This window comes from Bradyrhizobium embrapense (assembly GCF_001189235.2).
Classification (GTDB): domain Bacteria; phylum Pseudomonadota; class Alphaproteobacteria; order Rhizobiales; family Xanthobacteraceae; genus Bradyrhizobium; species Bradyrhizobium embrapense.
Genome location: NZ_LFIP02000002.1, coordinates 859,141 through 883,858 on the forward strand (window position 1 = coordinate 859,141; position 24,718 = coordinate 883,858).

A 24,718-nucleotide genomic window follows, 5' to 3' on the forward strand; every position below is an offset into this window, starting at 1 on the left:
GATGGCCGAACTCGACGAGATCATTCACCAGCCGCTGCGGCTGCGGATCATGGCGGCACTCAATGCGCTGCCGGCTTCGACCGGGCTGGAATTCGCCCGGCTGAAGAAGCTGACCGGCGCCACCGACGGCAATCTCGGCGCCCATATCGAGACGCTGGCGAGGGCCGGCTATGTCGCGGTCGACAAGGCGTTCGTCGGCAAGAAGCCGCAGACCACCGTGACCGCCACCGCGGCCGGCCGCGGCGCCTTCGCCCGCCATGTCGCGACCTTGCAGGAGATCATCGCCGGCAAGCAGCCGTGAAGCCGGAATGACAGGGGAATCGGCCCGGTCGCCCCTTGCGGGCGAACGGGGATTCGTGCGACCGACACAGCTCTTGCACCCTTTTTGAGCCTGTCTCTGATGAACATCCTCCTGCTCGGTTCCGGTGGCCGCGAACATGCGCTGGCGTGGAAGATCGCCGCATCTCCGCTGGTGACGAAACTGTGGTGCGCGCCGGGCAATGCCGGGATCGCGCGCGAGGCCGAATGCGTCGCGCTCGACGTCGCCGACCATGCCGCGGTCATCGAGTTCTGCCGGCGCAACGCGGTCGATCTGGTGGTGGTCGGGCCGGAGACGCCGCTCGCCGCCGGCATCGTCGACGACCTCGCCGCCGTCGGCATCAAGGCGTTCGGGCCGCGCAAGCAGGCCGCGCAGCTCGAGGGCTCCAAGGGCTTCACGAAAGACCTCTGCAGCGAGTTCGACATTCCGACCGGCGCCTATCGCCGCTTCGACAATGCGAAGGATGCGACCGCCTATGTCCGCGCCCAGGGCGCGCCGATCGTGGTCAAGGCCGACGGGCTCGCCGCCGGCAAGGGCGTCGTGGTGGCGCAGACGCTGCCCGAAGCCGAGGCGGCGATTGCGATGATGTTCGAGGGCGCGTTCGGCTCGGCCGGCGCCGAGGTCGTGATCGAGGAATTTCTGTCGGGCCGCGAGATCAGCTTCTTCGCGCTGTGCGACGGCGAGACCGCGATCCCGCTGGCGACTGCGCAGGACCACAAGCGGGTGTTCGATCACGACAAGGGGCCGAACACCGGCGGCATGGGCGCCTATTCGCCGACACCGTTCGTGACGCCTGAGATCCACGACCAGATCATGGCCCGGATCATCCTGCCGACGGTGGCCGGGATGAAGAGCCGCGGCACGCCGTTCAAGGGCGTGCTCTATGCCGGCGTGATGCTGACCGCGCAGGGCCCAAAGCTGTTCGAATACAATGTCCGCTTCGGCGATCCCGAGTGTCAGGTGCTGATGCTGCGGATGATGTCGGATATCGTGCCGGCGCTGCTCGCCTCGATCGACGGGCAATTGAAGAACTTCGACCTGCGCTGGTACCCGGACCCGGCGCTGACGGTGGTGATGGCGGCCAGGGGCTATCCCGGCGACTACATCAAGGGCACGCGGATCGACGGCCTCGATGACGCCGCCAAGGTCGAGGGCGTCGAGATTTTCCACGCCGGCACTGTGGCCAAGGATGGTACCATCCTCGCCAACGGCGGCCGCGTGCTGAACGTCTGCGCGATGGGCAGGACGGTCACCGAGGCGCGCGACCGCGCCTATCAGGCCGTCGATCGGATCAAATGGCCGGAGGGTTTCTGCCGCCGCGACATCGCCTGGCAGGCGGTGGAGGCGGAAAAGGGCTAGCGCGCTCCACTCGCTTCGCTCGTCATGCGCGGGCTCGACCCGCGCATCCATCGCCTTCGGGAAAGTCTCTTCGTGAGATGGATTGCCGGGTCAAGCCCGGCAATGACGATGGGTGTTGGGACGCCGCCGCCGTCTACAGCAAATCCCCGCCCGCCGCGCTCGCGGTAGTGCCGTGCTCGCGGAACGCCTTGATGACGTTCTTGCCGATCTTCCACTTGTGCACCTCGTCCGGACCGTCGACCAGCCGCTGCGAGCGCACCTGGGTGTACCATTTCGCCAGCGGCGTATCCTGGCTGAAGCCGAGCGCGCCGTGCAGCTGGATCGCGGTGTCGATCACCTTGTGCACCATATGGGCGTGGAAGATCTTGGCGATCGAGTTCTCCTGGCGGATGTCGAGGCCTTTCTCGGCCTTGTAGGCGATGTGCAGCAGCATCAGCCGGCCGATATAGAGCTCGCTCGCGCAGTCGGCGAGCATGAACTGCACCGCCTGGCGGTCGGCCAGCAACTGGCCGAAGGTCGAGCGCTTGGTGACGTGGGCGGCCGCCATGTCGAGCGCGCGCTGCGCCTTGGCGACGTTGTGCATGCCGTGGCGCAGCCGGCCATAGGCGAGGCGATGCTGGCCCATGTTGAAGCCGTTGCCCTCGCCGCCGAGCAGGTTGTCGGCCGGCACCTTGAGGTCCTTGATCTCGATCTCGGAGTGGCCGCCATGGATCACGTCGTCATGCGGTCCCTCGATCGCCATGTTGGCGACGTTGCGCTTGATGCGGTAGCCGGGGTTGGGCAACTCGACGATGAAGGTCGAATACTGTTTGTGGCGCGGGGCGTTCGGATCGGTCTTCGCCATGACAAGCGCCATGTCGGCGACGCTCGCCGACGAGGAGAACCATTTCTCGCCGTTGAGGATGTAGTTCTCGTTGCCGTCCTTCACCGCCGTGGTCTGCATGCCGGTGGCGTCGGCGCCGGCCGCCTTCTCGGTCATCGAGAAGCAGATCCGCTTGTCGCCGTTCAAGAGGGGCTTGAGGAATTTCTCCTTCTGGTATTCCGTGCCGTGCGCCAGGATCGTCATCATCGAGGCGTCGTCCGGCCCCTGCGTGTTCATCGAGAGCGCGCCGAGCATGCTCTCGCCGAGCTCCATCTGCACCAGCGCATTCGCCAGCGGGCCGAGGCCCATACCGCCATACTCCTTCGGCACGAACGGGCACCACAGGCCCTGCGCGCGGGCCTTCTTGCGCAGCGGTGCCAGCACCTCGGCGAGCGGCTTGGTGTCGAGTTCCTTTTCCGCCGGAATGCACTCGTCGTGGACGAATTTGCGGACCTTCTCGCGGATCGCCTTGGCTTCGGCCGGAATCTCGAAATCGATCGACATGGCACTTCCTCGTTTCGTGTTGTTGTTGGCAGCACCGCAGAATGGCATAAACCAGGCCGGCGGTAACGCCGAACAAAGTTTGAAGCACGGCGCACGCGACCGGGGAGCCACCGATGCCTGATCTCGCTGATCTTTTTCCCGGCTATGAGTCGAAATGGATCAACACCTCGCAGGGCCGCATCTTCGCCCGCGTCGGCGGCAAGGGCCCGCCATTGCTGTTGCTGCACGGCTTCTCCTCGACCCATGTGATGTGGCACACGGTCGCGCCGAAACTCGATGACGCATTCACGCTGATCATCGCCGACCTGCCGGGCTACGGCTGGTCCGACATGCCCGACAGCGACAAGGACCATACGCCCTATACCAAGCGGGTCTGGGCCAGGACCATGATCGAGGCGATGGAGCAGCTCGGCCATGTGCATTTCGCGCTCGCCGGTCACGACCGCGGCGGCCGGGTGTCGTACCGCCTTGCGCTCGATCATCCCGGCCGGCTGTCGAAGCTTGCGGTGCTCGATATCGCGCCGACCTATGATTACTGGCAGAAGCTCAATCGCCTGTCGGCGCTGAAGATCTACCACTGGGCGTTCCTGGCGCAGCCCTCTCCGTTGCCGGAGACGCTGATCGCGAGCAATGGCGAATTCTTCCTCAAGGAGAAGATGGCGAGCCAGACCAGGACCAAGACGCTGGAGGCGATCGATCCGCGCGCGCTCGCGCATTACCTTGCACCATTCCGCGATCCCGCCCGCATCCACGCGATGTGCGAGGACTACCGCGCCGGCGCCTATGCCGACTTCGAGATCGACAAGGCCGACGTCGACGCCGGCAGGAAGATCACGATCCCGATGCTGGCGCTGTGGGGCGATGCCGGCGTTGCCAGCGCGGCAACCACGCCGCTCGATACCTGGAAGACCTGGGCAACCAATGTCAGCGGCGCGCCGGTGCCGTCGGGGCATTTCCTGCCTGAGGAAGCGCCGGACGCCACGGCGAAGTTGCTGCGCGAGTTTTTCCTGGCGGGTTAGCGCAAAGCGCAGGACCGTCATCCTGAGGAGCGCGGAACGCGCGTCTCGAAGGATGAATCGGCCCCGCTTCGCGGCTACTCAGGATGACGGGACTAACAGCGGAGAGCTTCGTAGCCCGGATGGAGCGCAGCGAAATCCGGGATTGTTTCCGTGGAGAAAGGTCCCCGGATCGCGCTGCGCCTCATCCGGGCGACTGGTGGCTCACCGCCGCTCCCCGAAGAACTCGCGCAAGAGGCGCGCCGCCTCGGTCTCGCCGACGGCGCCATAGATCTCCGGCACGTGGTGGCAGGTCGGCTGCGCGAAGAACCGCACACCGGACTCGACTGCGCCGCCCTTGGGGTCGGCGGCGCCGTAATAGAGCCGGCGGATGCGGGCGAACGAGATCGCGCCGGCGCACATGGTGCAGGGCTCCAACGTCACGTAGAGGTCGCAATCGATCAGCCGTTCGGTGCCGATGGCATCTGCCGCCTGCCGGATTGCCAAAATCTCGGCATGGGCGGTAGGGTCGTGATCCGTCAGGGTGCGGTTGCCGGCGGCGGCGATCACCTCGTACCCGCGCACGATCACGCATCCGATCGGAACTTCGCCAGCTTTTCCGGCATTTTCGGCGGTTTTCAGCGCCAAATCCATGAAAGAAGGGGCAGACATGCCTCGTATCATCGGAAGAAACCTGCTAGTAGCGTCGCCTTCAGCAGAAGTGGATGCCGGTTTTGCGCCAGTCGCGCCCTGATGGCGCGCGTATCGCCGGTTGCCCTGCGCCCCAATTGAACCTCCAGGCGAGAACATTCATGCCCCGCGACAGCGACAAAAACAACGATTCCCCGCGCGGCCGGCGGGACCGGGGCGCGCCCGGGAAGGGGCGGCCCGGTGGCTCCCGCGGATCGGACAAGCCGTTCGGCAAGCGCAGCTTTGGCGACAAGGGGGATCGCGGCAAGCGCTCGTTCGGCGACAAAGGCGAGGGCCGCTCGTTCCGCCGCCGTGAGGATGGTGATGCGCCGCGCCGCGACTATGGCGACCGGCCGCGCTTCAAGCGTGACGACCGGGGCGGCGAGGGCGGCGGCAAGCGCTCGTTCAAGCCACGCGGCGAGCGCCGGGACTTTGAGGCAAGCGATCGTCCGCAGCGCGGCGAGCGGGGCGGCTTTCGTTCGGAGGGCCGGTCATCCGACCGCAAGTTCGGCGAGAAGCGATCCTATGGCGATCGCGAGAAGCGCCCCTATACGCCGCGCGGCGAGCGCGATGGCGAGAAGCGGACCTTTGCCCCGCGCGGCGAGCGCGCCGAACGCAAGTTCGACGACCGGAAATTTTCGCGCGGCGATCGCGACAAGACCTCGTTCCGCGATAAGGGCGAGGGCCGTCCGTTCCGCCGCCGTGAGGATGGCGATGCGCCGCGCCGCGATTTCAGCGATCGGCCGCGTTTCAAGCGCGACCGCGACTTCGAGGGCCGCGACCGCAGCGACGAGAAGCCCTGGCAGAAGCGTGATCGCAAACCGCGCGACGACCGCGGCGGTGACGAGCGCCCGCGGTTTTCGCGGTCGCGCGATGATCGCGGTGGCGACGAACGCCCGCGGTTCTCCAGGTCCCGCGACGATCGCGAGCAGGGTGATCGTCCGAAGTTCAGCCGGCCGCGCTGGAATCGCGATGACGAGAACGGCGGTCGCGACAACCGCCGGCGCGAGCGGACCGAAGGCCGCGCCGATTGGCAGGAGCATCCGCGCAGCGAAGGCCGCTTCTCCGATCGGCCGCGCCGCGACAATGAGGATGACAGCAAGGTCTTTGCCAAGCGCCCGGCCTTCGGCGGCCGCGGCGCCTATCGCGAGCGCTCCTATGACGACCGTCGCGAGCGCCCCGAGCCCAAGCCGAAGAAATCCGGCGAGCGCATTGCCAAGGTGCTGGCACGCGCCGGTCTTGCCTCGCGCCGCGATGCCGAGGAGATCGTCACGCAGGGCCGCGTCACCGTCAACGGACGGGTGATCAACTCGCCGGCGCTCGATATCACCGACAACGATGTGGTGGCGGTCGACGGCAAGCCGTTGCCGCCGCGTGAGCGGACGCGGCTGTTCATGTATCACAAGCCGCGCGGGCTGATGACGACGCATGCCGATCCCGAGGGGCGTCCGACCGTGTTCGACAATCTGCCCGAAGGCCTGCCGCGGCTGATCTCGATCGGCCGGCTCGATTTCAACACCGAGGGCCTGTTGCTGCTGACCAATGACGGCGGGCTGGCGCGAACGCTGGAGCATCCCGACACCGGATGGCTGCGGCGCTACCGGGTGCGCGCGCATGGCGAGGTGACGCAAGCGCAGCTCGACCAGCTCAAGGACGGCGTCGAGGTCGACGGCGTCAAATACGGGCCGATCGATGCCACGCTGGAGCGCGACCAGAGCTCCAACGTCTGGGTGGTGTTCGCGATCCGCGAGGGCAAGAACCGCGAGGTGCGCAACGTGATGGCGCATCTCGGGCTCGAGGTGAATCGGCTGATCCGGATCTCCTACGGCCCGTTCCAGCTCGGCGAGCTCGAGGAGGGCAAGGTCGAGGAGGTCAAGACGCGGGTGCTGCGCGAGCAGCTCGGCGAGAAGATCGCCAAGATCGCAGGCGCGGACTTCACGCGGCCGGAGCAGCGTGATGCCGGAGATGGCGACGATGCACCCGCCAGGAAGCCGAAGCCGAGCAAACGCGAAACGATCAACGACCGCAAGGGCCGCCGCGTGCTGGTGCAGCGCACCGGCAGCGAGGAAGCGCGCGCCCGCAACGAGGACGAGGCCAACGGCTACGGCCCGCCGCGCCGTCCCAAGCGCGGCTATCACGGCAAGCGCGATCTCAAGCCGCGCGACGAGTAACGGCCGATGCGCGTCGTCGGGGGCAGGCTGAAGGGCCGCAATCTCGCGTCGCCGTCGGGCCGCGAGATCCGGCCGACCGCGGATCGCCTGCGCGAATCCGTGTTCAACATCCTGGTCCACGCCTACGACAATCCGATTCTGGACGCGCGGGTGCTCGATCTGTTTGCCGGCACCGGGGCGCTCGGGATCGAGGCGGCCTCGCGCGGCGCCAAGTTCACGCTGTTCGTCGACAATGGCGCCGAGGCGCGGGCGCTGCTGCGCAACAATGTCGAGGCGCTCGGCCTTGGCGGCACCACCAAGGTCTATCGCCGCGATGCCACCGATCTCGGCCCGGCGCATCCGGTCGAGCCGTTCTCGCTGGTGTTTCTCGATCCGCCCTACGGCAAGGGTCTCGCCGACAAGGCGCTGGCCTCGCTGCGCGACGGCGGATGGCTGGCGCCGGGCGCGCTGCTCGTGGTCGAGGAGGCGAAGGCCGCGGCCTTCGCGGCTCCCAGGGGATTCGAGGAGCTCGAACGGCGCGCGTACGACGATACCGAGTTCGTGTTCCTTCGCGAAAAAGTGTAGGGCGGATCAGCGTCACGTTCATCCGCCGGCCTTATGGTTGACCCTGCGCCCAGATAATCCGGCCTTCGACTTTCTCATCGTCGTTCGCGGAGCGTGATCATGGCCCAGTCTGTTGCCGTGCTTGCAAATCAGCTTGAGGCGCGCGTCAAGGCATTGCGCGGCGCGGGCGATGACGCCGCGCTGCTGGCGGCTGCGCGCGATGCCGCCGACGAGATCGCGCGCCATCCTGGAGCGCCGGACAGTGACCGGACCGAAGCGCTGAAGGTGGCCCAGCGTTTGACGTTCAACGCGGCGGCGGATTGCTGGCCGGGCTGGAGCGTCTCCGACAAGCCGATCAACCCGGATCATCTGCTGGCGGCGCGCGAGCTTGCGGAGCGCTCGCTGCGTCTCGTCGAGAGGCTCGGGTTGGAGCCGCTGCGTGTCGCAACCGGCATCTGGCTGGTGGGGGCGTTCGATCTGGCGCTGGGCCGGTACGACGAGGCGTCCCGGCTGTTCGGCGATGCGCGCGAGCAATATGGTGCAGCGGGCGCGCCCGGCCTCGTGCTGCTGGTGGACGGCTATGCCGCGATCGTCCGGCAGGTCGGCAAACGCACCGCCGATGGCGATGATCTCGATCAGGTCTGCAAGCGGATCGGGGCAGGCGGCTTCAGGGACGGCGATGAATGGATTGCACAGTTGCGCACCGCGCTGGAGGTGTTCGCGCGCAAGAATTCGTTGTGAGGGGTAGACTAGCGACCCCCATCCCACCGCTGTCATCACCCATGCCGTCTGTGTCGTCCCGGCGAAGGGGATGTCACACCACGCGATGACAGCTGCGCGTGGGGCGGTTACCGCCGCCCGAACAGCTTCTCGATATCGCTCAGCTTCAATTCGACATAGGTCGGCCGGCCGTGGTTGCACTGGCCGGAGTTTGGCGTGTCTTCCATCTCGCGCAGCAGCGCGTTCATTTCCTCCGGCTTGAGGCGGCGGCCGGCACGGACCGAGCCGTGGCAGGCCATGGTGGCGGCAACATGCATCAGCCGGCGTTCCAGCGGCAGCGCCTCGTCCCACTCGGCCATGTGTTCGGCGAGGTCGCGGAGCAGCCCGGCGGCGTTGGTCTTGCCAAGCAGCGAGGGCGTCTCGCGCACCGCGACCGCGCCGGGGCCGAAGGACTCGATCGCGAGCCCGAACGAGGCCAGCTCCTCGGCGCGATCGAGCAGCTTCTCGACGGTCGCCTCATCGAGCTCGACGATCTCGGGGATCAACAGGATCTGCCGCTGCACGCCGTTCTTGGCGAGCGAAGCCTTCAGTTTCTCATAGACGATGCGTTCATGCGCCGCGTGCTGGTCCACCACGATCAGGCCATCGCGGGTCTGCGAGACGATGTAGGTCTCGTGGATCTGGGTGCGCGCAGCGCCCAGCGGACGGTCGAGCAGATCGGGTGCGGGCGCCGCCTCGAAGCGCACATCGGCGGTCGGCGTGCCGACGTCGAAAGCTGCCTGTCCGGGCTCGGCGAAAACCGGCGCCGCCGCGCCGTCGAACGCGCGCATCGGACCAGCCGGATAGGACGGCGAAGCACGCCAGTCCCAATTGCCCGGGCGCGGCGGCGTGAAGGCAGCGCGGAACGCCTGTAGCGTCGCGCCGTCGGCGGTGTTGGCCGCGGTGCGTCGGCCCTCGCGCGCCAGGCCCTCCTTCAGCGCGTGCACGATCAGCGCGCGCACCAGGCCAGCGTTGCGGAAACGCACCTCGGTCTTGGCCGGATGCACATTGGCGTCGACCTCCTGCGGATCGCAGGTGACGAACAGCGCCACGACGGGATGGCGGTCGCGCGGCAGATAGTCGGAATAGGCCGCGCGCACCGCACCCAGGATCAGCTTGTCGCGCACCGGGCGGCCGTTAACGAACAGATACTGCCCAAGCGCGTTGGCGCGGGTCAGCGCTGGCGCGGCGGCAAAGCCCTCGACAATGACCCCCTCGCGCTCGGCGCGCACCTCGATCGCGCTGGCGCGAAAGTCCGCGCCCAGGATATCGCCGAGTCGTGTCAGCCGGCCGGCCGCGCCGGGCAGCGCGGCGGCCCAGGTGACCGGCGCGCGCTCCTCGCCGGCTAGCGTGAAGGCGATGTCGGGCCGCGCCATGCCGAGGCGTCGCACCACCTCGCGGATCGCTTCCGCCTCGGTGCGGTCGGTCTTGAGGAACTTCAGCCGCGCCGGCGTGGCGTAGAACAGTTCGTTGACCTCGACGCGGGTGCCCTGGCCAAGCGCGGCCGGCATGACCTCCGACTTCTCGCCGCCTTCGACCGACAGCGACCAGGCGTGCGGCTCGCTGGCATGACGCGTGGTGATGCCGAGCTTTGCGACCGCGCCGATCGAGGGAAGCGCCTCGCCGCGGAACCCGAGCGTGCGGATGCGCAGCAAGTCCTCATCGTCGAGCTTGGAGGTGGCGTGGCGGTCGACCGCGAGCGCGAGATCGGTGCGCGTCATGCCACCGCCGTCGTCGGTGATGCCGATCCGGCGCCGGCCGCCGCCATCGGTGAAGACGTCGATCCGGCTCGCGCCGGCGTCGATCGCGTTCTCGACCAGTTCCTTGACGACGCTCGCAGGACGCTCGACCACCTCGCCGGCGGCGATGCGGTTGACGAGCTGTTCGGGAAGCTGGCGGACGGGCATGGATTTGCGTGATCGGACAGGGATTCGAGGTTCGGCGGCATTCTAGTCGGCTCGCCGGCCAAATGCATGGGTCCGCCCGCGTATGGCTGCCTTTAGCTGGGGATGGAGCCGGTCTATCGCCTTGAAGACACTCGCCTTCGCGTGTGTACCGGCTACGCCCTACGTGGCGATTGTGACGCCGCACGCGCAGGTATATCGTTTAGAAAAATCATAATTCGATCGGGAGGGTAGCCATGTGCCATTTGTTCTCGCACCAGCCGCAGCGCAATTACGAATCGCAGACCCGGTCGCTGCGGATCGGCGGTCACTGCACCTCGATCCGGCTGGAGATGTCGTTCTGGGACACGCTCGAGGAGATCGCCGCCAAGGAGGGGATGAGCGTCGCCAAGTTCGTCACCACGCTCTATGGCGAAGTCCTCGACCACCATGGCGAGGTCAATAATTTCGCGTCGTTGCTGCGCTGCTGCTGCCTGATCTATCGCTCGCAGAACACGGCGGCAGTCCCCGCATTCGAGGGCCAGCCCATCCTCGACGCCGCCGAATAGACTTTCGGACTCATCGCGCAGAAAAAAGCGGCCTTGTCCGGGCAGGACAAGGCCGTTCGAGTCGAGAGGGAACTGAAGCTTCGGTTCTGATTGAAGTCAGAACCGAAGCTCGCCTATCCGAGTCCACCTCTCCCTTTGGGAGAGGTCGATTTGCGCAGCAAATCGCGTGAGGGATTACGGTCTATCGAGAGCAAGAGCCCTCACCCGGATTGCTTCGCAACCCGACCTCTCCCCGGTGGGGAGAGGTGAACCGAAACTTTACCGAGCCGATTCAGCTTCTAGATCTCCTTGCGCTGCATCGCGCCCGCGATCGTGTCGGCCTGCCGGATCGCCAGCGACACGATCGTCAGCGTCGGATTGCACGCCGCGCCCGACGTGAACTGGCTGCCGTCGGAGACGAACAGGTTCTTGATGTCGTGGCTCTGGCCGAACTTGTTGACCACGCCGTCGCGCGGCTTTTCGCTCATCCGGTTGGTGCCCATGTTGTGGGTCGAGGGATAGGGCGGCGTCGGATAGGTCACGGTGGCGCCGACCGCTTCATAGACCGCGGCGCCCTGCTTGTAGGCGTGATCGCGCATCGCGACGTCGTTCGGATGATCGTCGAAATGCACGCTCGCGACCGGCATGCCGAACTTGTCCTTGATGGTCGGATCCAGCGTGACGCGGTTGGTCTCCTGCGGCAGGTCCTCGCCGACCAGCCACATGCCGGCCATCCGCGGATAGCCTTCCATGGCGCTGGTGAAGCTGCGGCCCCAGGCGCCGGGATTCAGGAACGCGGCCATGAAGGGCAGGCCGAGCGACAGCGTCTCCATCTCGTATCCGCCGACGAAGCCGCGCTTCGGATCGTTCTTCGCCTCGTCGCGGATGATGCCGGCCATCGTGGTGCCGCGATACATGTGCACCGACTTCTCGAAGGTCGCGTACACGCTGCCGGTCATGTGCCGCAAATAATTGCGGCCGACCTGGCCCGATGAATTGGCGAGGCCATCCGGGAACATGCTGGAGGCGCTGTTGAGCAGCAGCCGCGGACTCTCGATCGAGTTGCCGGCGACCGCGACGACGCGCGCCTTCTGGCGCTGCATCGCGCCGCTCTCATCCGCATAGACCACGCCGGTGACCTTGCCGGACTGGTCGTGCTCGATCTTGATCACCATGCTGCCGGGGCGCACCTCGAGATTGCCGGTGGCTTCGCCCTTCGGGATCTCGGTGTAGAGGGTCGACCATTTGGCGCCCGACTTGCAGCCCTGGAAGCAGAAGCCGATCTGCTGGCACGAACCGCGGCCGTCGCGCGGCTCGCTGTTGATCGCCATCCGCCCGGTGTGCACCTCCTTGTAGCCGAGCTTCTTCGCACCCGCTTCCAGCACCTTGAAGTTATTGTTGCCGGGAAGTCCGGGAATGCCGTTGGTGCGGGTGACGCCCATCTTGTTCTCGGCCTTGGCGTAATAGGGCTCCATCTCGGCGAGCGTGATCGGCCAGTCCAGGAGGTTGGCCCCGGGGATGTTGCCGTAGGCCGACTTGATCTTGAACTCGTGCTCGTCGAAGCGGAGCGAGGCGCCGGCCCAGTGCACGGTTGATCCGCCGACCGCCTTCACGATCCAGGCCGGAATGTTCGGGAAATCCTTGTGCACGCGCCAACTTCCCGACGTCGTGCGCATGTCCGACCAGGCGAGTTGGCCGAAGCTGTCCCATTCATCGTTGATGAAATCCTGGTTCTCGATGCGCGGTCCGGCTTCCAGGATCACGACCTTGATGCCCTTCTGCGCCAGTTCATTGCCGAGCGTTCCGCCGCCGGCACCGGAGCCGACGATCACGACGACGCCGCTGTCATTCAGATCGAATTTTGCCATTGCTTCCTCCCGACGTTGTCCGGTTCAGGCCTTCGGCAGCCAGTCGATATCGGCGAAGCCGCGCTTGATGTAGCCGCCGTGCTCGGCGGAGGAGCCCTCGTAGCCGAACCGCGGCCACACCTCCTTGTTGTTGTAGAGCGATGCGATGAGATCGCCGCGGATCTTCTGGAAGAACGCGCTTTGCTCGATCTGCTGCAGCAGCGCGACGCGATCGTTCTCCCAGGCGATCTGGGCATAGGGCATCTTGTGGCGGTCGTTGGCCGCCTGATCAAGCCGGGTCACGCCCTCATTGATCAGCGATTTGATGGCCGGATCCTTGGCGGCCTTGTCATCCCACGGCTTGACCGCCGTGATGTAGTAGCTGTCGCCGAGGAAATCGTGCGGATAGATGTCGCGCGCCATCTTCAGCAGCGTCTTCATGGTGGCCGGCGTCAGCGTGCCGGCCTCGTCGGCCCACGCATCGCTGATGCCAAGCCCGGTCGATGTCGCGATCGCGACGGCGGGGGCGGTGACGGCCGCGCCTTTGAGGAAGACACGCCGGTCATATTTGCTGCGTCGATCGATTTCTCTCATGGGTTTCCTCCAAAATTTATTTTCTGATTGGATTAGCCGAAGCGCCCGTCGCGCTGGATCACCTCGATCTTGTAGCCGTCGGGATCGGAGACGAAGAAGAAGCGCGCCAGCGTCTTGCCGTCATGCTTGAAGTCGCGCAGCGGCCCGGGCGACAGTTTCTCCTTCTCGAAGCGCGCGTGCTCGGCATCGACGTCATCGACGACGACGGCGAGATGGCCGTAGCCGTCGCCGAGCGCGTAGGGTTCCTTGCGGTCGAAATTGACCGTGAGCTCGACCTCGAACGGCGAGGAGGGATGGCGCAGATAGATCAGCGCGAAATCAGGAAATCGCAGATTGTCGGCGATCTCGAGCCCGAATGCGCGGTGATAGAAGTCGAGCGCCTTGGCCTCGTCGAACACGCGGATCATCGAATGCACCGGTTTCGCCATTCAGTTCAGCTCCTTCAGGTAGGCGATGATCAGGGCGCGGGTTTCGGGCCTCGCCTGCCGGTAAGCCATCACGGCGCCGGGGATCACCTGTTGTGGATTGGTCAGCCAGGCATCGAGCCTGGCATCGTCCCAGACGAAATCCGCCTTGGCGAAGCCGGCGGAATATTTGAAGCCGTCGGCCTTGCCGGCATGGCGGCCGACGATCTTGTAGAGCGACGGTCCCTGCCGGATCGGATCGGAAATATTCGTGGTGTGGCAGGTCGCGCATTGCTGCTTGAACAGCGTCGCCCCGTCGGGCGGCTTGGCGGCAGGCAAGGGCATTTGCGCAGCCGTCATTTGCACTGCAAACATCGCGCTGCAAAATCCCAGCGCCCACGTCCACCTTGCCGTCCATTTGGCGCGCAGCCTTGTCATATGCATCACCGCCTCTGTGCGATGACTGTAGGAGGCTGAAACCGGCCGTTGGTAGTAGCGGGCTGTTTCACGGCAGAACAAAGCTGGGCACTGATCTGGCGCGGAACCGATGGTTGCCGCATATGCGGACGACAAATCCGCAAAATGACCGCGAAATCCCTGCACGATCACCACACGACGCCGCTTGCATTGGGTGTGCGCCGTTTGCGGAAATTCTGTCTCGCGCGATGGGGTTCAGGGTCGACGCGGCAAACGGCGCACGATCTGCGCCGCTCCACCCATCGTCAGTCAAAGTCCTGGAGAAATAGATGACGTTTGCAAAAACCAGCGTGCTCGTCCTTGCCATCTCGGCCGCGATGGCCGGCCCCGTCCTGGCGCAGGGAACGGCTACGCCGAATACCCAGCTTCGCGGCGGCGCAGCGGGCGCAGGAACGATGCAGCAAGGCGGCGGCATGTCCGGCAGTGGCGATGAGGAAATGGCGGCGCAGCCGACTTCGCCGTCGCAAAAGAGCGGTGCCACAGCCAAGTCGAAGGGAACGGTCGGCAGCAACAGCGGCCACGCGACGCCACCGAAGTCCGGTGGTTCCGAGATGGCGCCCGCAACGAAGAAGTACTAAGGCGCGATGGATCCCGGACGCAGCGCCGCGCGCTGTGTCCGGCGGCCCCTAATCGTCGAAACGTTGACTGCCGCGGCCGGCCTTGATGTCGCTGCGGCGTTTCTTGCCTTCGAGGCGGCGTTGCTTGGAGCCGAGCGTCGGCCTGGTCGGCCGCCGCGGGGTCGGCCGCACCATCGCTTCCTTCAGCATCTCGAGCAGCCGCTCGATCGCATCAGTGCGATTGCGCTCCTGGGTGCGAAACCGAAATGCCTGGATCACGATCACGCCCTCCTTGGTCATGCGGCTGCCGGCGAGCCGCGCCAGCCGCTGCGCCGCGTCCGGCGGCAGCACGATCTTGTGCGTGTCGAAGCGGAGCTGGGCCGCGGTCGAGACCTTATTGACATTCTGCCCGCCCGGACCAGAGGCGCGGACAAAGACGATCTCGATGTCGTTCTCGTCGATCGTAAGGTCGCGGGACACCCGCAGCATGACATCACCCGTGGAGGGAAGAATCGGCAGGCCGCAGGATAGCGGGTTTGTGCTGCGCCTGCTTGAACTGCGTAGATGCAGCGTTGGTTGGGTCCGCGGTCGGCGTGCGCGGCTTACCCCTCTCCCCAACCCTCCCCCGCAAGGGGGGAGGGAGCCCATCCGCTTGCGCGTCCCTTACGCTATCTCAACCAACTCAAGCGTCAGTCGTGACGCGATGTGAGGTGAGCACGTCTCTCAGGGTCCCTCCCCCCTTGCGGGGGAGGGTTGGGGAGAGGGGTGGCCACAACGGGTGGTGTATGAAAGAAGCGGACGGCGCCGAAACGCCTCAGTTCGCCTTCGGCGGCGCCGAGGCCGGTTGTGCTGCGGCTTGCGGGGCGCGGCCGACGATCACGGTGAGCAGGCCGTTGCCCCACAGCCGCTTGGAGACCCGCTTGACGTCGTCGAGCGTCACCGCATCGACGATCGCGCTGCGCTTCTCGATGTAGTCGATCGGCAACTTGTCGAGCTGGTATTGCAGCATCGCCTGCGCGAGCTTGGAGGAGGTGTCGAGCGCCAGCATCTGCGAGCCCTTCAGATAGGACTTCGCCTCGTCGAGCTCCTGCTGCGTCGGACCTTGCTCGGCGATGCGGCGGATCTCCGCCTCGATCGCATCGACGGTCTCGCCGGCGCGATCGGCGCGGGTGCCGGTGTTGCCGATGAACAGCGCGGAGTGATCCATCCAGAGCAGCGCCTCATAGATCGAATAGGCCAGCCCGCGCTTCTCGCGCACTTCCTTGTAGAGCCGCGACGACAGCCCGCCGCCGCCGAGAATGTGGTTCACCACATAGCCGGCCATGAAGTCCGGATCATGCCTGCTGATGCCGGGGCCGCCGAAGGTGACGACGGTCTGCGGCACGTCGAGCGGGACGAAGGCGCGCTGCGGCGGCTTGGTCGCCACGACGTCGGGGATCGGGGTCAATTCGGCCTTGGCCGGCAGGTCGCCGAAGGTCTTGTCCAGCAGCTTGCCGAGCGTCTCGGGATCGACGTCGCCGACCACGGCGATCCGCAGGGTGTCCTTGGCGATGATGCGGCGGACATAGTCCTTCAAATCGGCGATCTCGATGGTCGGCACGCTCTCCAGCGTGCCGGTCGCCGTCCTGCCGTAAGGATGGTCGCCGAAGGCGAGCTCGAGGAACTTGCGGCCGGACAGCGAGGACGGATTGGTCGATTCGCGGCGCAGGTTCGAGATCACCTGGGCGCGGATGCGTTCGACGTCCTTCGGCTCGAAGTGCGGCGAGGTCAGCGCCATCCGCAACAGGTCGTAGGCTTCGTCCTTGTTGTCCTTGAGCATGCGCAGCGAGCCGCGGAACTGGTCGCGGTTGGACTGGAAGCTGAGCTCGATGGCGCGGCGCTCGAGCCGCTCATGATAGGTCTTGGAATCGAGATCGCCGGAGCCCTCGTCGAGCAGGTCGGCGACCAGATTGCCGACGCCGGGCTTGCCGGGCGGATCCTGGCTGGCGCCGCCGCCGAAGGAATATTCCATCGCGATCAGCGGCACGGTGGCATCCTGCACGAACCACGCCTCGATGCCGCCGGGCGACACCAGCCGCTGGATCTTGGCCGCGGCTTGCGAGGGCGCTGACGTCAGCGTCAGCAACGCGGCGCAGGCGCCGCCGATCAGCACTGCGCGACGCGTGAGAGTGCGGCGGGTGATGGAATAGATCACGAGCGCTTCTCCTCGCGTTTCGGCGCAGTATCCTTGATCAGATAGCCGGTCACCGACCGCTTCTTGTCGAGCCAGGTGGCGGCAGCAGCGCGCACCTGCTCGGCGGTGACGGCGCGAATGCGTTCCGGCCAGCTCCTGATGTCGTCGATGCTGAGCCCGGTGGTCAGCGCGCCGCCGTACCAGCGCGCCAAGGTCGCCTGGTTGTCCTGGGCGTAGATCGCCTCCGCGATCAGCTGGGTCTTGACCCGTTCGAGATCCTCGGCGCGCGCGGGGTTCTGCGCGAGATCGGCGATCACCTTGTCGATCGCGTCCTCGATCTGTCCGAACTCGACGCCGGCCTTGGGCGTTACCGCGATCGAGAATTGCGACGGATCGAGCGCGGTGCCCTGATAGCCGGCGCTCGCCGCGATCGCGAGGCCCTTGTCGATCACCAGCGAACGATAGAGATACGAGTTGGCGCCGCCGCCCATCAATTGCGCGAGCACGTCGAGTGCCTGGCTCTCGCCCGCCGCAGCCGTGGTCGCCGACGGCACCAGATAGTAGCGGCGCAGGTTCGGCTGTTCGACGCGGGGGTCCGACAGCGTCACGGTGCGCGGCGCGGCCGGGGTCGGCTCCTGCGGCCGGACACGCTTCTCGGGGATCGCACGTTGCGCCGGGATCGGGCCGAAATTCTTCTCGACCAGCGGGCGGATGTCCTTGACGTCGACGTCGCCGGCGATGACCAGGATCGCGTTGTTCGGCGCGTAGAAGCGGCGGTAGAAGGCGAGTGCATCCTCGCGGTCGAGCTTCTCGATCTCCTGGTGCCAGCCGATCACCGGCCGGCCGTAGGGATGGTTGAGATAGAGCGCGGCCATGATCTGCTCGGTGAGCCTTGCATCCGGGTTGTTGGCAACCCGCATGTTGAACTCCTCGAGCACGACGTCGCGCTCGGGCAGCACATTCTCATCCTTGAGGATCAGGCCGGTCATGCGGTCGGCCTCGAACTCCATCATGGTGGGCAGCTGCTCGCGCGGCACGCGCTGGAAGTAGCCGGTGTAGTCGTTGGAGGTGAAGGCGTTCTCGTTACCGCCGACGCGCAGCACGGTCTGCGAGAACTCGCCGGCCGGGTGCTTGGCGGTGCCCTTGAACATCAGATGCTCAAGGAAATGCGCAAGGCCCGATTTGCCGGGCGTCTCGTCGGCCGAGCCGACCTTGTACCAGATCATCTGGGTCACGACCGGCGTCCGATGATCGGGGATCACCACGACCTGCAGGCCGTTGTCGAGCGAGAAGCTTGCGGGGCGTTCCGAGGTGACGGTGGTCTGGGCGCGGAGGCTGGCGCCCGGCAGCGGGATCGTTGAAATGAAAGCGGCAGCGAGCAGGGCAATCGATCGGCGTGAGGGCATCATGGTCCTTATGAAAGCCCGGACACACAGCCGGGGCGCGAAAGCAGGCCATCGTACACGGTCGTCTCCGTGCCCGTCGTCACGAAGCGGAGAGACGGATGTCCACCCGCATTAAGCTTTGCTCATGTCAGCCTTCGCCCGACCAGGCCAAGCGTCACTGCAACGGTTTTCCGGTCATGACGTCGTATTGGCCTTCTTGCGCCTTCGGCTTCATCGGCCCGGTGCCATAGTCGAACCCCGCGGACGGCGTCTGATAGCCGGGCGGCGGTTCGGTCAGGGATTCGCGGGTCGGCTCGCCCTTGAATGGCTTGGACTCGCTGCTGTTGCCCTTGAACATGCCGAGCAGACCGCCGGAGTAACCGAGCTGGCTCGGCATCAGCGAAGGATTGGTGTTCGTGCCGGGCTCGAGCGGCTCCCTGCGGCCTTCGGTGGCAGTCTGCTGCTTGCGGCCCGCCTCGATCTCGGCCGGCGTCAAAGCCACGGCCGATTGCCACGGCTCCTTCTTGACCTCTTTCTTGCGCGCCTCGATCATGGCCTTGCGCTTGGCGATGTCGGGGTCCTTGGGCCAGTTCGGCGCGTTGACCTGGGTGGTCGAGGCAGGCGGCGGCAGGTCGAGCTTCGGCGGCACCACCAGCGGCGAGCGCTCGCGATAGTCGATGCCCTTGCTGGCGGCGCTCTTGGCGCCGAGCCCGGTCATCAGATTGTCGATGATCCGCTCTTCGAAGGTCAGGCCGTCATCGCCGTCATCCTCGTCGTCGCCAGCACGCACCGGGCTGGCTGCCATCACGAGGCCGATCCCGGCCGCGACGAACGCCAGGCGCAGGCCGCGCATCAGCGGCAGGGACGCCGTCTCGGTCAGGTAAAAGCGGGCTTTGGTGCTGCGCATCGCGCTATCCCCATTTCCAAAATTCGCCAGAGCGATCACTGGCTTAGCGCTCAGTTCCGCTGGGTGCAGGTCGGCCGCCGACCGGCTCGTATCGGCCGGGATCAGGGCGCTTTTACGGCGGGGGTCCCCATGACGGAATCATACAATAGAGCCGCCACGCCAGCAACGATCGCCACGTCGGCGAGGTTGAAGATGTACCAATTATAGGTTTTTCCGGCGATCTCGACATGGAACAGGGCAAAATCGACCACGGCGCCATAGGCGAAGCGGTCGATCCCGTTCCCGATCGCACCGCCGATGATCAGGCCCAGCGACACCGTCGCGAGCCAGGTCCGCGACCGCGCCATCCAGATCGCGAGCGCGATCACGGCGGCGGCCTTGATCACCATCAGCAGGATCTGGGCCGCCGGGGTCTCGCTCTGAAACCAGCCGAAGCTGATGCCGGGATTCCAGGCCAGCACCAGGTCGAAAAACGGCGTCACCTCGACCGCGCCGCGGTGGGCGATCCCGAAGATGTAGAGCAGCCAGAGCTTGGAGGCCTGGTCGGCGATCAGGGTGATGACCGCCGCCAGCACACCGGCGCGAACGGGCGAGCTCAAGCCGTGACCCCCAGCGCCTTCCATTCGCGCAGCGCCTGCGCGTCGCGCGGCGAGACGTCGGGATACTCAGGATCCTCGCCGACCGTCGGCAGGATCTTCCACGAGCGCGCGCATTTGGTGCCGACCGCTTTCTCGACCACCACGGCGACGCCGGGCACGGCATCGAGGCGGAAGGCCGTGGCCGGCGCCTCGCCCTCGCGCACCTCGTAGTTCGAGGTGATGCAGACCTCGGCGAGGTCGATGTCGAACAGCGTGGCCAGCATCGCCCGGTCGGCGACGTAGATCACCGGCGATGCCTCGAGCGACGAGCCGATCCGCTTGGCGGCGCGCTCAAGCTCCAGCGCGCCGGTGACGACGCGGCGGACGTTGCGGATGGTCTCCCATTTCGCGGCGAGCGCGTCGTCGCGGAATTGCTCCAGACCCTCGGGGAACAGCGTGAGATGCACCGAGGGCTCCGCGCCCGGCCGGTACATCCGCCAGGCTTCGTCAGTGGTAAAGCTCAGGATCGGCGCCAACCATTTCAGGATCGCGTCACACAGCAGGTCGATCGTGGTCAGCGCCGCCTTGCGCGCCACCGAGGACGGCGGATCGCAATACAGCGTGTCCTTGCGGATATCGAAATAGAACGCCGACAGTTCGGAGTTCATGAAGGCCGCGAGGCTTGCGACCACAGTCTTGTAGTCGAACGCGGCATAGGCCTGACGGATGGTCTCGGCATGGCCGGCCAGTTCGTGCAGCATCAGCCGCTCGAGCTCGGGCATCTCGGCAAAGGCGACCTTCTCGGACGGCTTGAAGTGATGCAGCGTGCCGAGCATCCAGCGGATCGAGTTGCGCAGCTTGCGATAGGTCTCGATGGTGTTCTTCAGGATCTCCGGGCCGATGCGCTGGTCGTCGGCATAGTCGGTGGCGCAGACCCACAGGCGCAGGATGTCCGCGCCGGAATCCTTGATCACCTTCTGCGGCTCGACGGTGTTGCCGAGCGACTTCGACATCTTGCGGCCGTTCTCGTCGAGCGTGAAGCCGTGGGTCAGCACGATGTCGTAGGGCGCGCGGCCGCGGGTGCCGGCGCTTTCCAGCAGCGACGAGTGGAACCAGCCGCGATGCTGGTCGCTGCCTTCCAGATACATCACGGTGTCGTCGCCGCCGTCGATCTTGCGGACGATGTTGCCGAGCTGCGGGAAGTTCTGGCGGTCTTCCAGCACGAAGGCATGCGTGGAGCCGGAATCGAACCAGACGTCGCAGATGTCGTCGACCTTCTTCCAGTTCTCCGAGGCGCGGCTGCCGAGGAAGCGCTCGCGGGCGCCGTCCATGTACCAGGCGTCGGCGCCTTCCTCCATGAACGCTTCGGTGATGCGCTGGTTGACCACCTCGTCCTGCAGGATCTCGGCCGAGCCGTCGCTGTTCTCGCGCACGAACACGGCGATCGGCACGCCCCAGGCGCGCTGGCGCGAGATCACCCAGTCCGGCCGGTTGGCGATCATGCCGTTGATGCGGTTCTCGCCGGCCGGCGGCACCCATTGGGTGACCGAGATCGCGTGCAGCGCGCGGGTGCGCAGCGTGTCGCCCTTCTTGGCGTGACCATCCTCAGCGATGTCCTTGTCCATCGCGATGAACCATTGCGGCGTGTTGCGAAAGATCACCGGCTTCTTGGAGCGCCAGGAATGCGGGTACTGGTGCTTGAGGCGGCCGCGGGCCAAGAGCTTGCCGGCCTCGATCAGCGCCTTGATCACCGCCTCGTTGGCGTCGCCCTTCTCGCCCTTGTCGTTGAGCACGCGTTTTCCCGTGAAGCCCGGCGCCTGCGCGGTGTAGGCGCCGTTCTCGTCGACCGTGTAGGGGATCGCGGTCGGGATGCCGCGCGCATCGAGCTCGCGCGTGTTGGCGGTCCAGACGTCGAAGTCCTCGCGGCCGTGGCTCGGTGCGGTGTGCACGAAGCCGGTGCCGGTGTCGTCGGTGACGTGTTCACCTGATAGCAGCGGCACGGTGAATTCGTAGCCGCCACCGAAGCCGTGCAGCGGATGGGCACATTCGACGGCGTCCAGCGTGTCGCCGGGGATATCGCGGACCTTCTCATAGGAGGTGACGCGCGCCTGCTTGAACACCTCAGCGGCGAGCGCATCGGCGAGGATCAGGAGATCGCCGTTCCTGGCCCAATTGTCCGCGGGCGCGTCGGTGACCTTGTAAAGGCCGTAGGCGATCTTCGGCGAGAACGAGATCGCGCGGTTGCCGGGCAGCGTCCACGGCGTGGTGGTCCAGATCACGACCGAGGCATCGGCCAGCGCGCCATGCGCCGGCGAGGTGACCGGGAATTTCACCCACACCATGTCGGAGGTGTAGTCCTCGTATTCGACCTCGGCTTCGGCCAGCGCGGTCTTCTCGACCACGCTCCACATCACCGGCTTGGAGCCGCGGTACAGCGTGCCGTTGGCGGCGAACTTCATCAGCTCGCGGGCGATCTGCGCCTCGGCCGGATAGCTCATGGTCTGATAGGGATGATCCCAGTCGCCGATGATGCCGAGCCGCTTGAACTCCTCGCGCTGCACGTTGATCCAGTGCGTCGCATAGGCGCGGCATTCCCGGCGGAACGCGACCATCGCGGCGGAGTCGCGGAAGTCGGGCTTCTGCTTGCCCTTGGAGCGGTAGTTTTCCTCCTCGATCTTCCATTCGATCGGCAGGCCGTGGCAGTCCCAGCCCGGCACGTAGTTGGAGTCGAAGCCGAGCATCTGCTGGCTTTTGGTCACGACGTCCTTGAGGATCTTGTTCAGCGCGTGGCCGATATGGATGTTGCCGTTGGCGTAGGGGGGGCCATCATGCAGCACGAATTTGGCGCGGCCCTCGGCTTCCCGGCGCAGCCTGTCGTAGAGGCCGATCTCGTTCCAGTATTTCAGGATTTCCGGCTCGCGCTGGGGCAGGCCGGCGCGCATCGGGAATTCCGTCTGCGGCAGGTAAAGGGTCTTGGAATAGTCGTTGGAGTCGGTCTTTTGCGGCTTGTCGGACATGAAAGCTCTGATTTGGCAGGTGCGGGCGCGGAAACGCGATCAATCGCGGGTGAAACGTCGAAGTCCCGGTCTTGCGCCGAGCCTTCAGGCTCAGGCGGAAGCCGGGCCGCTAATCCGTATGATGCGCCGCGAAAACATGGGGTTTTCCATAGCAGCCAGCCAGGGAAATCGCAAAGCCCTCGGTTGCCGGCGGCCCCGTACCGCGGGACCGCCTCTGGAGCGGTTGAGCTGGAGCGGCGGGTTTACCTCTCCCTTGGGAGAGGTCGGCGCGAAGCGCCGGGTGAGGGGTTAAGGTCTTTCGACGGAGCTGCGGCCCCTCACCCGATTTGCTGCGCAAATCGACCTCTCCCCGCCGGGGAGAGGTGGACCGAACCCGCGGTCAAACCGATTCAACCTAACTTCATCCCGCGCTAACCCTGCCGCGGCCGGGCCGGATTGCCCGCCACGATCGCGCCAGCGGCGACGTCCCGCGTCACCACGCTGCCGGCCCCGACCAGGGCGCCGTCGCCGATCGTGACGCCGGGCAGGATGATGGCACCGCCGCCGATCCAGACGTCGCTGCCGATCCGGATCGGGCGGCCGAACTCCAGCCCGGTGCGCCGGGTTTCGGCATCGCGCGGGTGGTCGGCGGTATAGATCTGCACCGCTGGCCCGATCTGGGTGCGATCGCCGATCGTGACCTCGACGACGTCGAGGATGACGCAATTGAAGTTGAGGAACACGCCGTCGCCGAGGCTGATATTGCTGCCGTAATCGCAGAAGAACGGCGGCCGGATCACGGCACCCTTGCCGACCCGGCCGAGCCGTTCGCACAGCAGGGCGTGTCGTTCCGATATCGGCGATGCCAGCGCCGCGTTGTAGCGCGCCATCCAGGCCTTCGCCTTGGCTTGATCGGCGGCGAGCTCATCGTCGGTATAATAGAGCTCGCCCGCGAGCATCTTTTGCTTTTCAGTTTTCAATCGATCACTCCGAGCTGCGGGAACGCGTCCGGCGCTGCGGCCAATGCCGCGCGCGCCCTGGCGCTGTCGTCATCCATCTGGCGTATCAACGCCTCGATGGTGTCGAATTTCAGCTCTTCGCGAATGAAACCGATGAAGGCGACATCGAGGACCGTGTCGTAGAGATCGCCCTTGAAGTCGAACAGGAAGACTTCGAGCAACGGCGCGCCGTTGTCGAAGGTCGGGCGGCGTCCGAAGCTGGCGACGCCGTCGAACCGCACCTTGTCGTTTCCGTGCGCCTTGCCGACCCGCACCGCATAGATGCCGTGCTTCAGGCCGCAATGCTTGTCGAGGCGGATGTTGGCGGTGGGGTAGCCGAGGTCGCGGCCGCGCTTCTCGCCGTGGATGACCTTGCCGGTTGCGAACCACGGCCCGCCGAGCATCGTGGTGGCATCGTCGACCTGGCCCTCGGCGAGCGCCATGCGGATGGCGCTGGAAGAGACCGGCCGTTCCTCGATGTCGACATGGGCCTGCACATCGACCTCGATGCCGAGCCGCGGCGCTTCGCTGACGAGCAGGCTCGGCGAGCCGACACGACCTTTGCCGAAATGGAAGTCGTAGCCGACCGCGATCCCGCTGATGCCGAGCCGACCGATCAGGTCATGGTGAATGAAGTCCTGTGCCGTGGTCCCGGCGCGCGCTTTGTCGAACGTCATCACGACGGCGCCGGCGAGCCCGGTGGCCGCGAGCAGCCGCAGCTTGTTGGTCTCGTCCGTGAGGCGGAATTGCGGGGTGTTCGGGCTGAAGAAACTGCGCGGATGCGGTTCGAAGGTCACGGCGAGCGCAGGCACGCCGCGCGCTCTGCCCATCGCCAGCGCCGCGCCGATCACGGCGCGGTGACCGAGATGGACGCCGTCGAAATTTCCCATCGCGACCACGGCGCCCTTCGGAATGGCGCTTTCGGGCGTGTTGTCGCGGATAACGGTAAAGCCGGTGCTCATGTCAGGTGTTCTTCAAGGATTCTTAAGCATGATTGGTGCGGGCCGGACCGTGACGCGGCGGCGGCGTGGAAGTCAAGCATAGCGAAAATCGCGTCAAATCCGTAACAATCCGGATTCAGCCGGTTAACGCGCTGTTTAACGCCTGCTGTTAGTCGTTGGCGGAAAGCTGCGTTCGTGCAGAAGCAGGTTGCGTCAGGCGTTTTGGGG

General features: G+C 65.9%; 23 protein-coding genes. 8 read left to right on the plus strand and 15 right to left on the minus strand.

Annotated elements, in window-relative coordinates:
* Window position 1: 1 nt before the first annotated feature.
* Window positions 2-301 carry a winged helix-turn-helix domain-containing protein gene (locus AKN83_RS11480; RefSeq protein WP_050403675.1) on the plus strand — a complete coding sequence of 100 codons (300 nt, stop codon included), beginning with the start codon at window positions 2-4 and terminating at the stop codon, window positions 299-301.
* A 99-nt stretch (window positions 302-400) separates the two neighbouring features.
* Entirely contained in the window at window positions 401-1,678 is a 1,278-nt protein-coding gene (gene purD, locus AKN83_RS11485; protein WP_050403674.1) for a phosphoribosylamine--glycine ligase, read from the plus strand.
* A gap of 133 nt (window positions 1,679-1,811) precedes the next feature.
* On the opposite strand, the gene AKN83_RS11490 is transcribed toward purD, so the two are convergent.
* Complete coding sequence (locus AKN83_RS11490) at window positions 1,812-3,044, minus strand: acyl-CoA dehydrogenase family protein (RefSeq protein ID WP_063695301.1); 1,233 nt, start codon at window positions 3,042-3,044, stop codon at window positions 1,812-1,814.
* Between the two features lie 113 nt (window positions 3,045-3,157).
* On the opposite strand from AKN83_RS11490, the gene AKN83_RS11495 reads away from it, so the two are divergent.
* Window positions 3,158-4,063, plus strand: coding sequence for an alpha/beta fold hydrolase (locus AKN83_RS11495; RefSeq protein WP_050402778.1), 906 nt, complete (start codon window positions 3,158-3,160; stop codon window positions 4,061-4,063).
* A 201-nt stretch (window positions 4,064-4,264) separates the two neighbouring features.
* On the opposite strand, the gene AKN83_RS11500 is transcribed toward AKN83_RS11495, so the two are convergent.
* Window positions 4,265-4,723 carry a nucleoside deaminase gene (locus AKN83_RS11500; protein WP_050402777.1) on the minus strand — a complete coding sequence of 153 codons (459 nt, stop codon included), beginning with the start codon at window positions 4,721-4,723 and terminating at the stop codon, window positions 4,265-4,267.
* A gap of 128 nt (window positions 4,724-4,851) precedes the next feature.
* On the opposite strand from AKN83_RS11500, the gene AKN83_RS11505 reads away from it, so the two are divergent.
* The 3 genes from AKN83_RS11505 (at window position 4,852) to AKN83_RS11515 (ending at window position 8,184) form a co-directional block, all read left to right on the plus strand.
* Window positions 4,852-6,900, plus strand: a complete 2,049-nt coding sequence (locus AKN83_RS11505; RefSeq protein ID WP_050402776.1) for a pseudouridine synthase — start codon at window positions 4,852-4,854, stop codon at window positions 6,898-6,900.
* A gap of 6 nt (window positions 6,901-6,906) precedes the next feature.
* On the plus strand, window positions 6,907-7,464 hold the full coding sequence (gene rsmD / locus AKN83_RS11510; protein ID WP_050402775.1) for a 16S rRNA (guanine(966)-N(2))-methyltransferase RsmD: 558 nt from the start codon (window positions 6,907-6,909) through the stop codon (window positions 7,462-7,464).
* Window positions 7,465-7,563: 99 nt separating this feature from the next.
* The gene (locus tag AKN83_RS11515) at window positions 7,564-8,184 is read left to right on the plus strand and encodes a hypothetical protein (protein ID WP_050402774.1); all 621 of its coding nucleotides are present in this window, start codon (window positions 7,564-7,566) and stop codon (window positions 8,182-8,184) included.
* A gap of 107 nt (window positions 8,185-8,291) precedes the next feature.
* Here AKN83_RS11515 and mutL read toward each other — a convergent pair whose 3' ends face one another.
* On the minus strand, window positions 8,292-10,109 hold the full coding sequence (mutL, locus tag AKN83_RS11520; protein WP_050402773.1) for a DNA mismatch repair endonuclease MutL: 1,818 nt from the start codon (window positions 10,107-10,109) through the stop codon (window positions 8,292-8,294).
* Window positions 10,110-10,342: 233 nt separating this feature from the next.
* Between mutL and AKN83_RS11525 the strand changes: the two genes are divergently transcribed.
* On the plus strand, window positions 10,343-10,654 hold the full coding sequence (locus AKN83_RS11525) for a ribbon-helix-helix domain-containing protein (RefSeq protein ID WP_050402772.1): 312 nt from the start codon (window positions 10,343-10,345) through the stop codon (window positions 10,652-10,654).
* A 278-nt stretch (window positions 10,655-10,932) separates the two neighbouring features.
* On the opposite strand, the gene AKN83_RS11530 is transcribed toward AKN83_RS11525, so the two are convergent.
* From AKN83_RS11530 to AKN83_RS11545, 4 genes are read right to left on the minus strand one after another with little or no spacing between them, the layout of a single operon-like run.
* Window positions 10,933-12,501, minus strand: a complete 1,569-nt coding sequence (locus AKN83_RS11530) for a GMC family oxidoreductase (protein WP_050402771.1) — start codon at window positions 12,499-12,501, stop codon at window positions 10,933-10,935.
* 24 nt (window positions 12,502-12,525) lie between these two features.
* The gene (locus tag AKN83_RS11535; protein ID WP_050402770.1) at window positions 12,526-13,074 is read right to left on the minus strand and encodes a twin-arginine translocation pathway signal; all 549 of its coding nucleotides are present in this window, start codon (window positions 13,072-13,074) and stop codon (window positions 12,526-12,528) included.
* A 32-nt stretch (window positions 13,075-13,106) separates the two neighbouring features.
* Window positions 13,107-13,502 (minus strand): VOC family protein, encoded by a 396-nt coding sequence (locus AKN83_RS11540; RefSeq protein ID WP_050402769.1) that lies wholly within the window; start codon window positions 13,500-13,502, stop codon window positions 13,107-13,109.
* Window positions 13,503-13,823 carry a c-type cytochrome gene (locus AKN83_RS11545; RefSeq protein WP_050402800.1) on the minus strand — a complete coding sequence of 107 codons (321 nt, stop codon included), beginning with the start codon at window positions 13,821-13,823 and terminating at the stop codon, window positions 13,503-13,505.
* Between the two features lie 401 nt (window positions 13,824-14,224).
* Here AKN83_RS11545 and AKN83_RS11550 point away from each other — a divergent pair, with 401 nt between their 5' ends.
* Entirely contained in the window at window positions 14,225-14,533 is a 309-nt protein-coding gene (locus tag AKN83_RS11550) for a hypothetical protein (RefSeq protein ID WP_050402768.1), read from the plus strand.
* Window positions 14,534-14,581: 48 nt separating this feature from the next.
* Here the strand turns inward: AKN83_RS11550 and arfB are convergent, their stop codons facing one another.
* From arfB to AKN83_RS11590, 8 genes are all read right to left on the minus strand, one after another.
* Complete coding sequence (arfB, locus tag AKN83_RS11555; RefSeq protein ID WP_050402767.1) at window positions 14,582-15,001, minus strand: alternative ribosome rescue aminoacyl-tRNA hydrolase ArfB; 420 nt, start codon at window positions 14,999-15,001, stop codon at window positions 14,582-14,584.
* Window positions 15,002-15,326: 325 nt separating this feature from the next.
* Window positions 15,327-16,664: a M16 family metallopeptidase gene (locus AKN83_RS11560; protein ID WP_050402799.1), complete on the minus strand. Its 1,338-nt coding sequence runs from the start codon at window positions 16,662-16,664 to the stop codon at window positions 15,327-15,329.
* A gap of 38 nt (window positions 16,665-16,702) precedes the next feature.
* Window positions 16,703-18,094: a M16 family metallopeptidase gene (locus tag AKN83_RS11565; RefSeq protein ID WP_172803525.1), complete on the minus strand. Its 1,392-nt coding sequence runs from the start codon at window positions 18,092-18,094 to the stop codon at window positions 16,703-16,705.
* 151 nt (window positions 18,095-18,245) lie between these two features.
* The gene (locus tag AKN83_RS11570) at window positions 18,246-18,977 is read right to left on the minus strand and encodes a hypothetical protein (RefSeq protein WP_050402766.1); all 732 of its coding nucleotides are present in this window, start codon (window positions 18,975-18,977) and stop codon (window positions 18,246-18,248) included.
* 101 nt (window positions 18,978-19,078) lie between these two features.
* A complete protein-coding gene (gene lspA / locus AKN83_RS11575) occupies window positions 19,079-19,600 on the minus strand; it encodes a signal peptidase II (protein ID WP_050402765.1) in 522 nt (173 codons plus the stop codon).
* Window positions 19,573-22,572, minus strand: a complete 3,000-nt coding sequence (gene ileS / locus AKN83_RS11580) for an isoleucine--tRNA ligase (RefSeq protein WP_050402764.1) — start codon at window positions 22,570-22,572, stop codon at window positions 19,573-19,575. Before ileS ends, lspA begins: the two co-directional genes overlap by 28 nt.
* A gap of 410 nt (window positions 22,573-22,982) precedes the next feature.
* A complete protein-coding gene (locus tag AKN83_RS11585) occupies window positions 22,983-23,510 on the minus strand; it encodes a sugar O-acetyltransferase (protein WP_050402763.1) in 528 nt (175 codons plus the stop codon).
* Between the two features lie 17 nt (window positions 23,511-23,527).
* Window positions 23,528-24,511, minus strand: coding sequence for a bifunctional riboflavin kinase/FAD synthetase (locus AKN83_RS11590; protein WP_050402762.1), 984 nt, complete (start codon window positions 24,509-24,511; stop codon window positions 23,528-23,530).
* Window positions 24,512-24,718 lie beyond the last annotated feature (207 nt).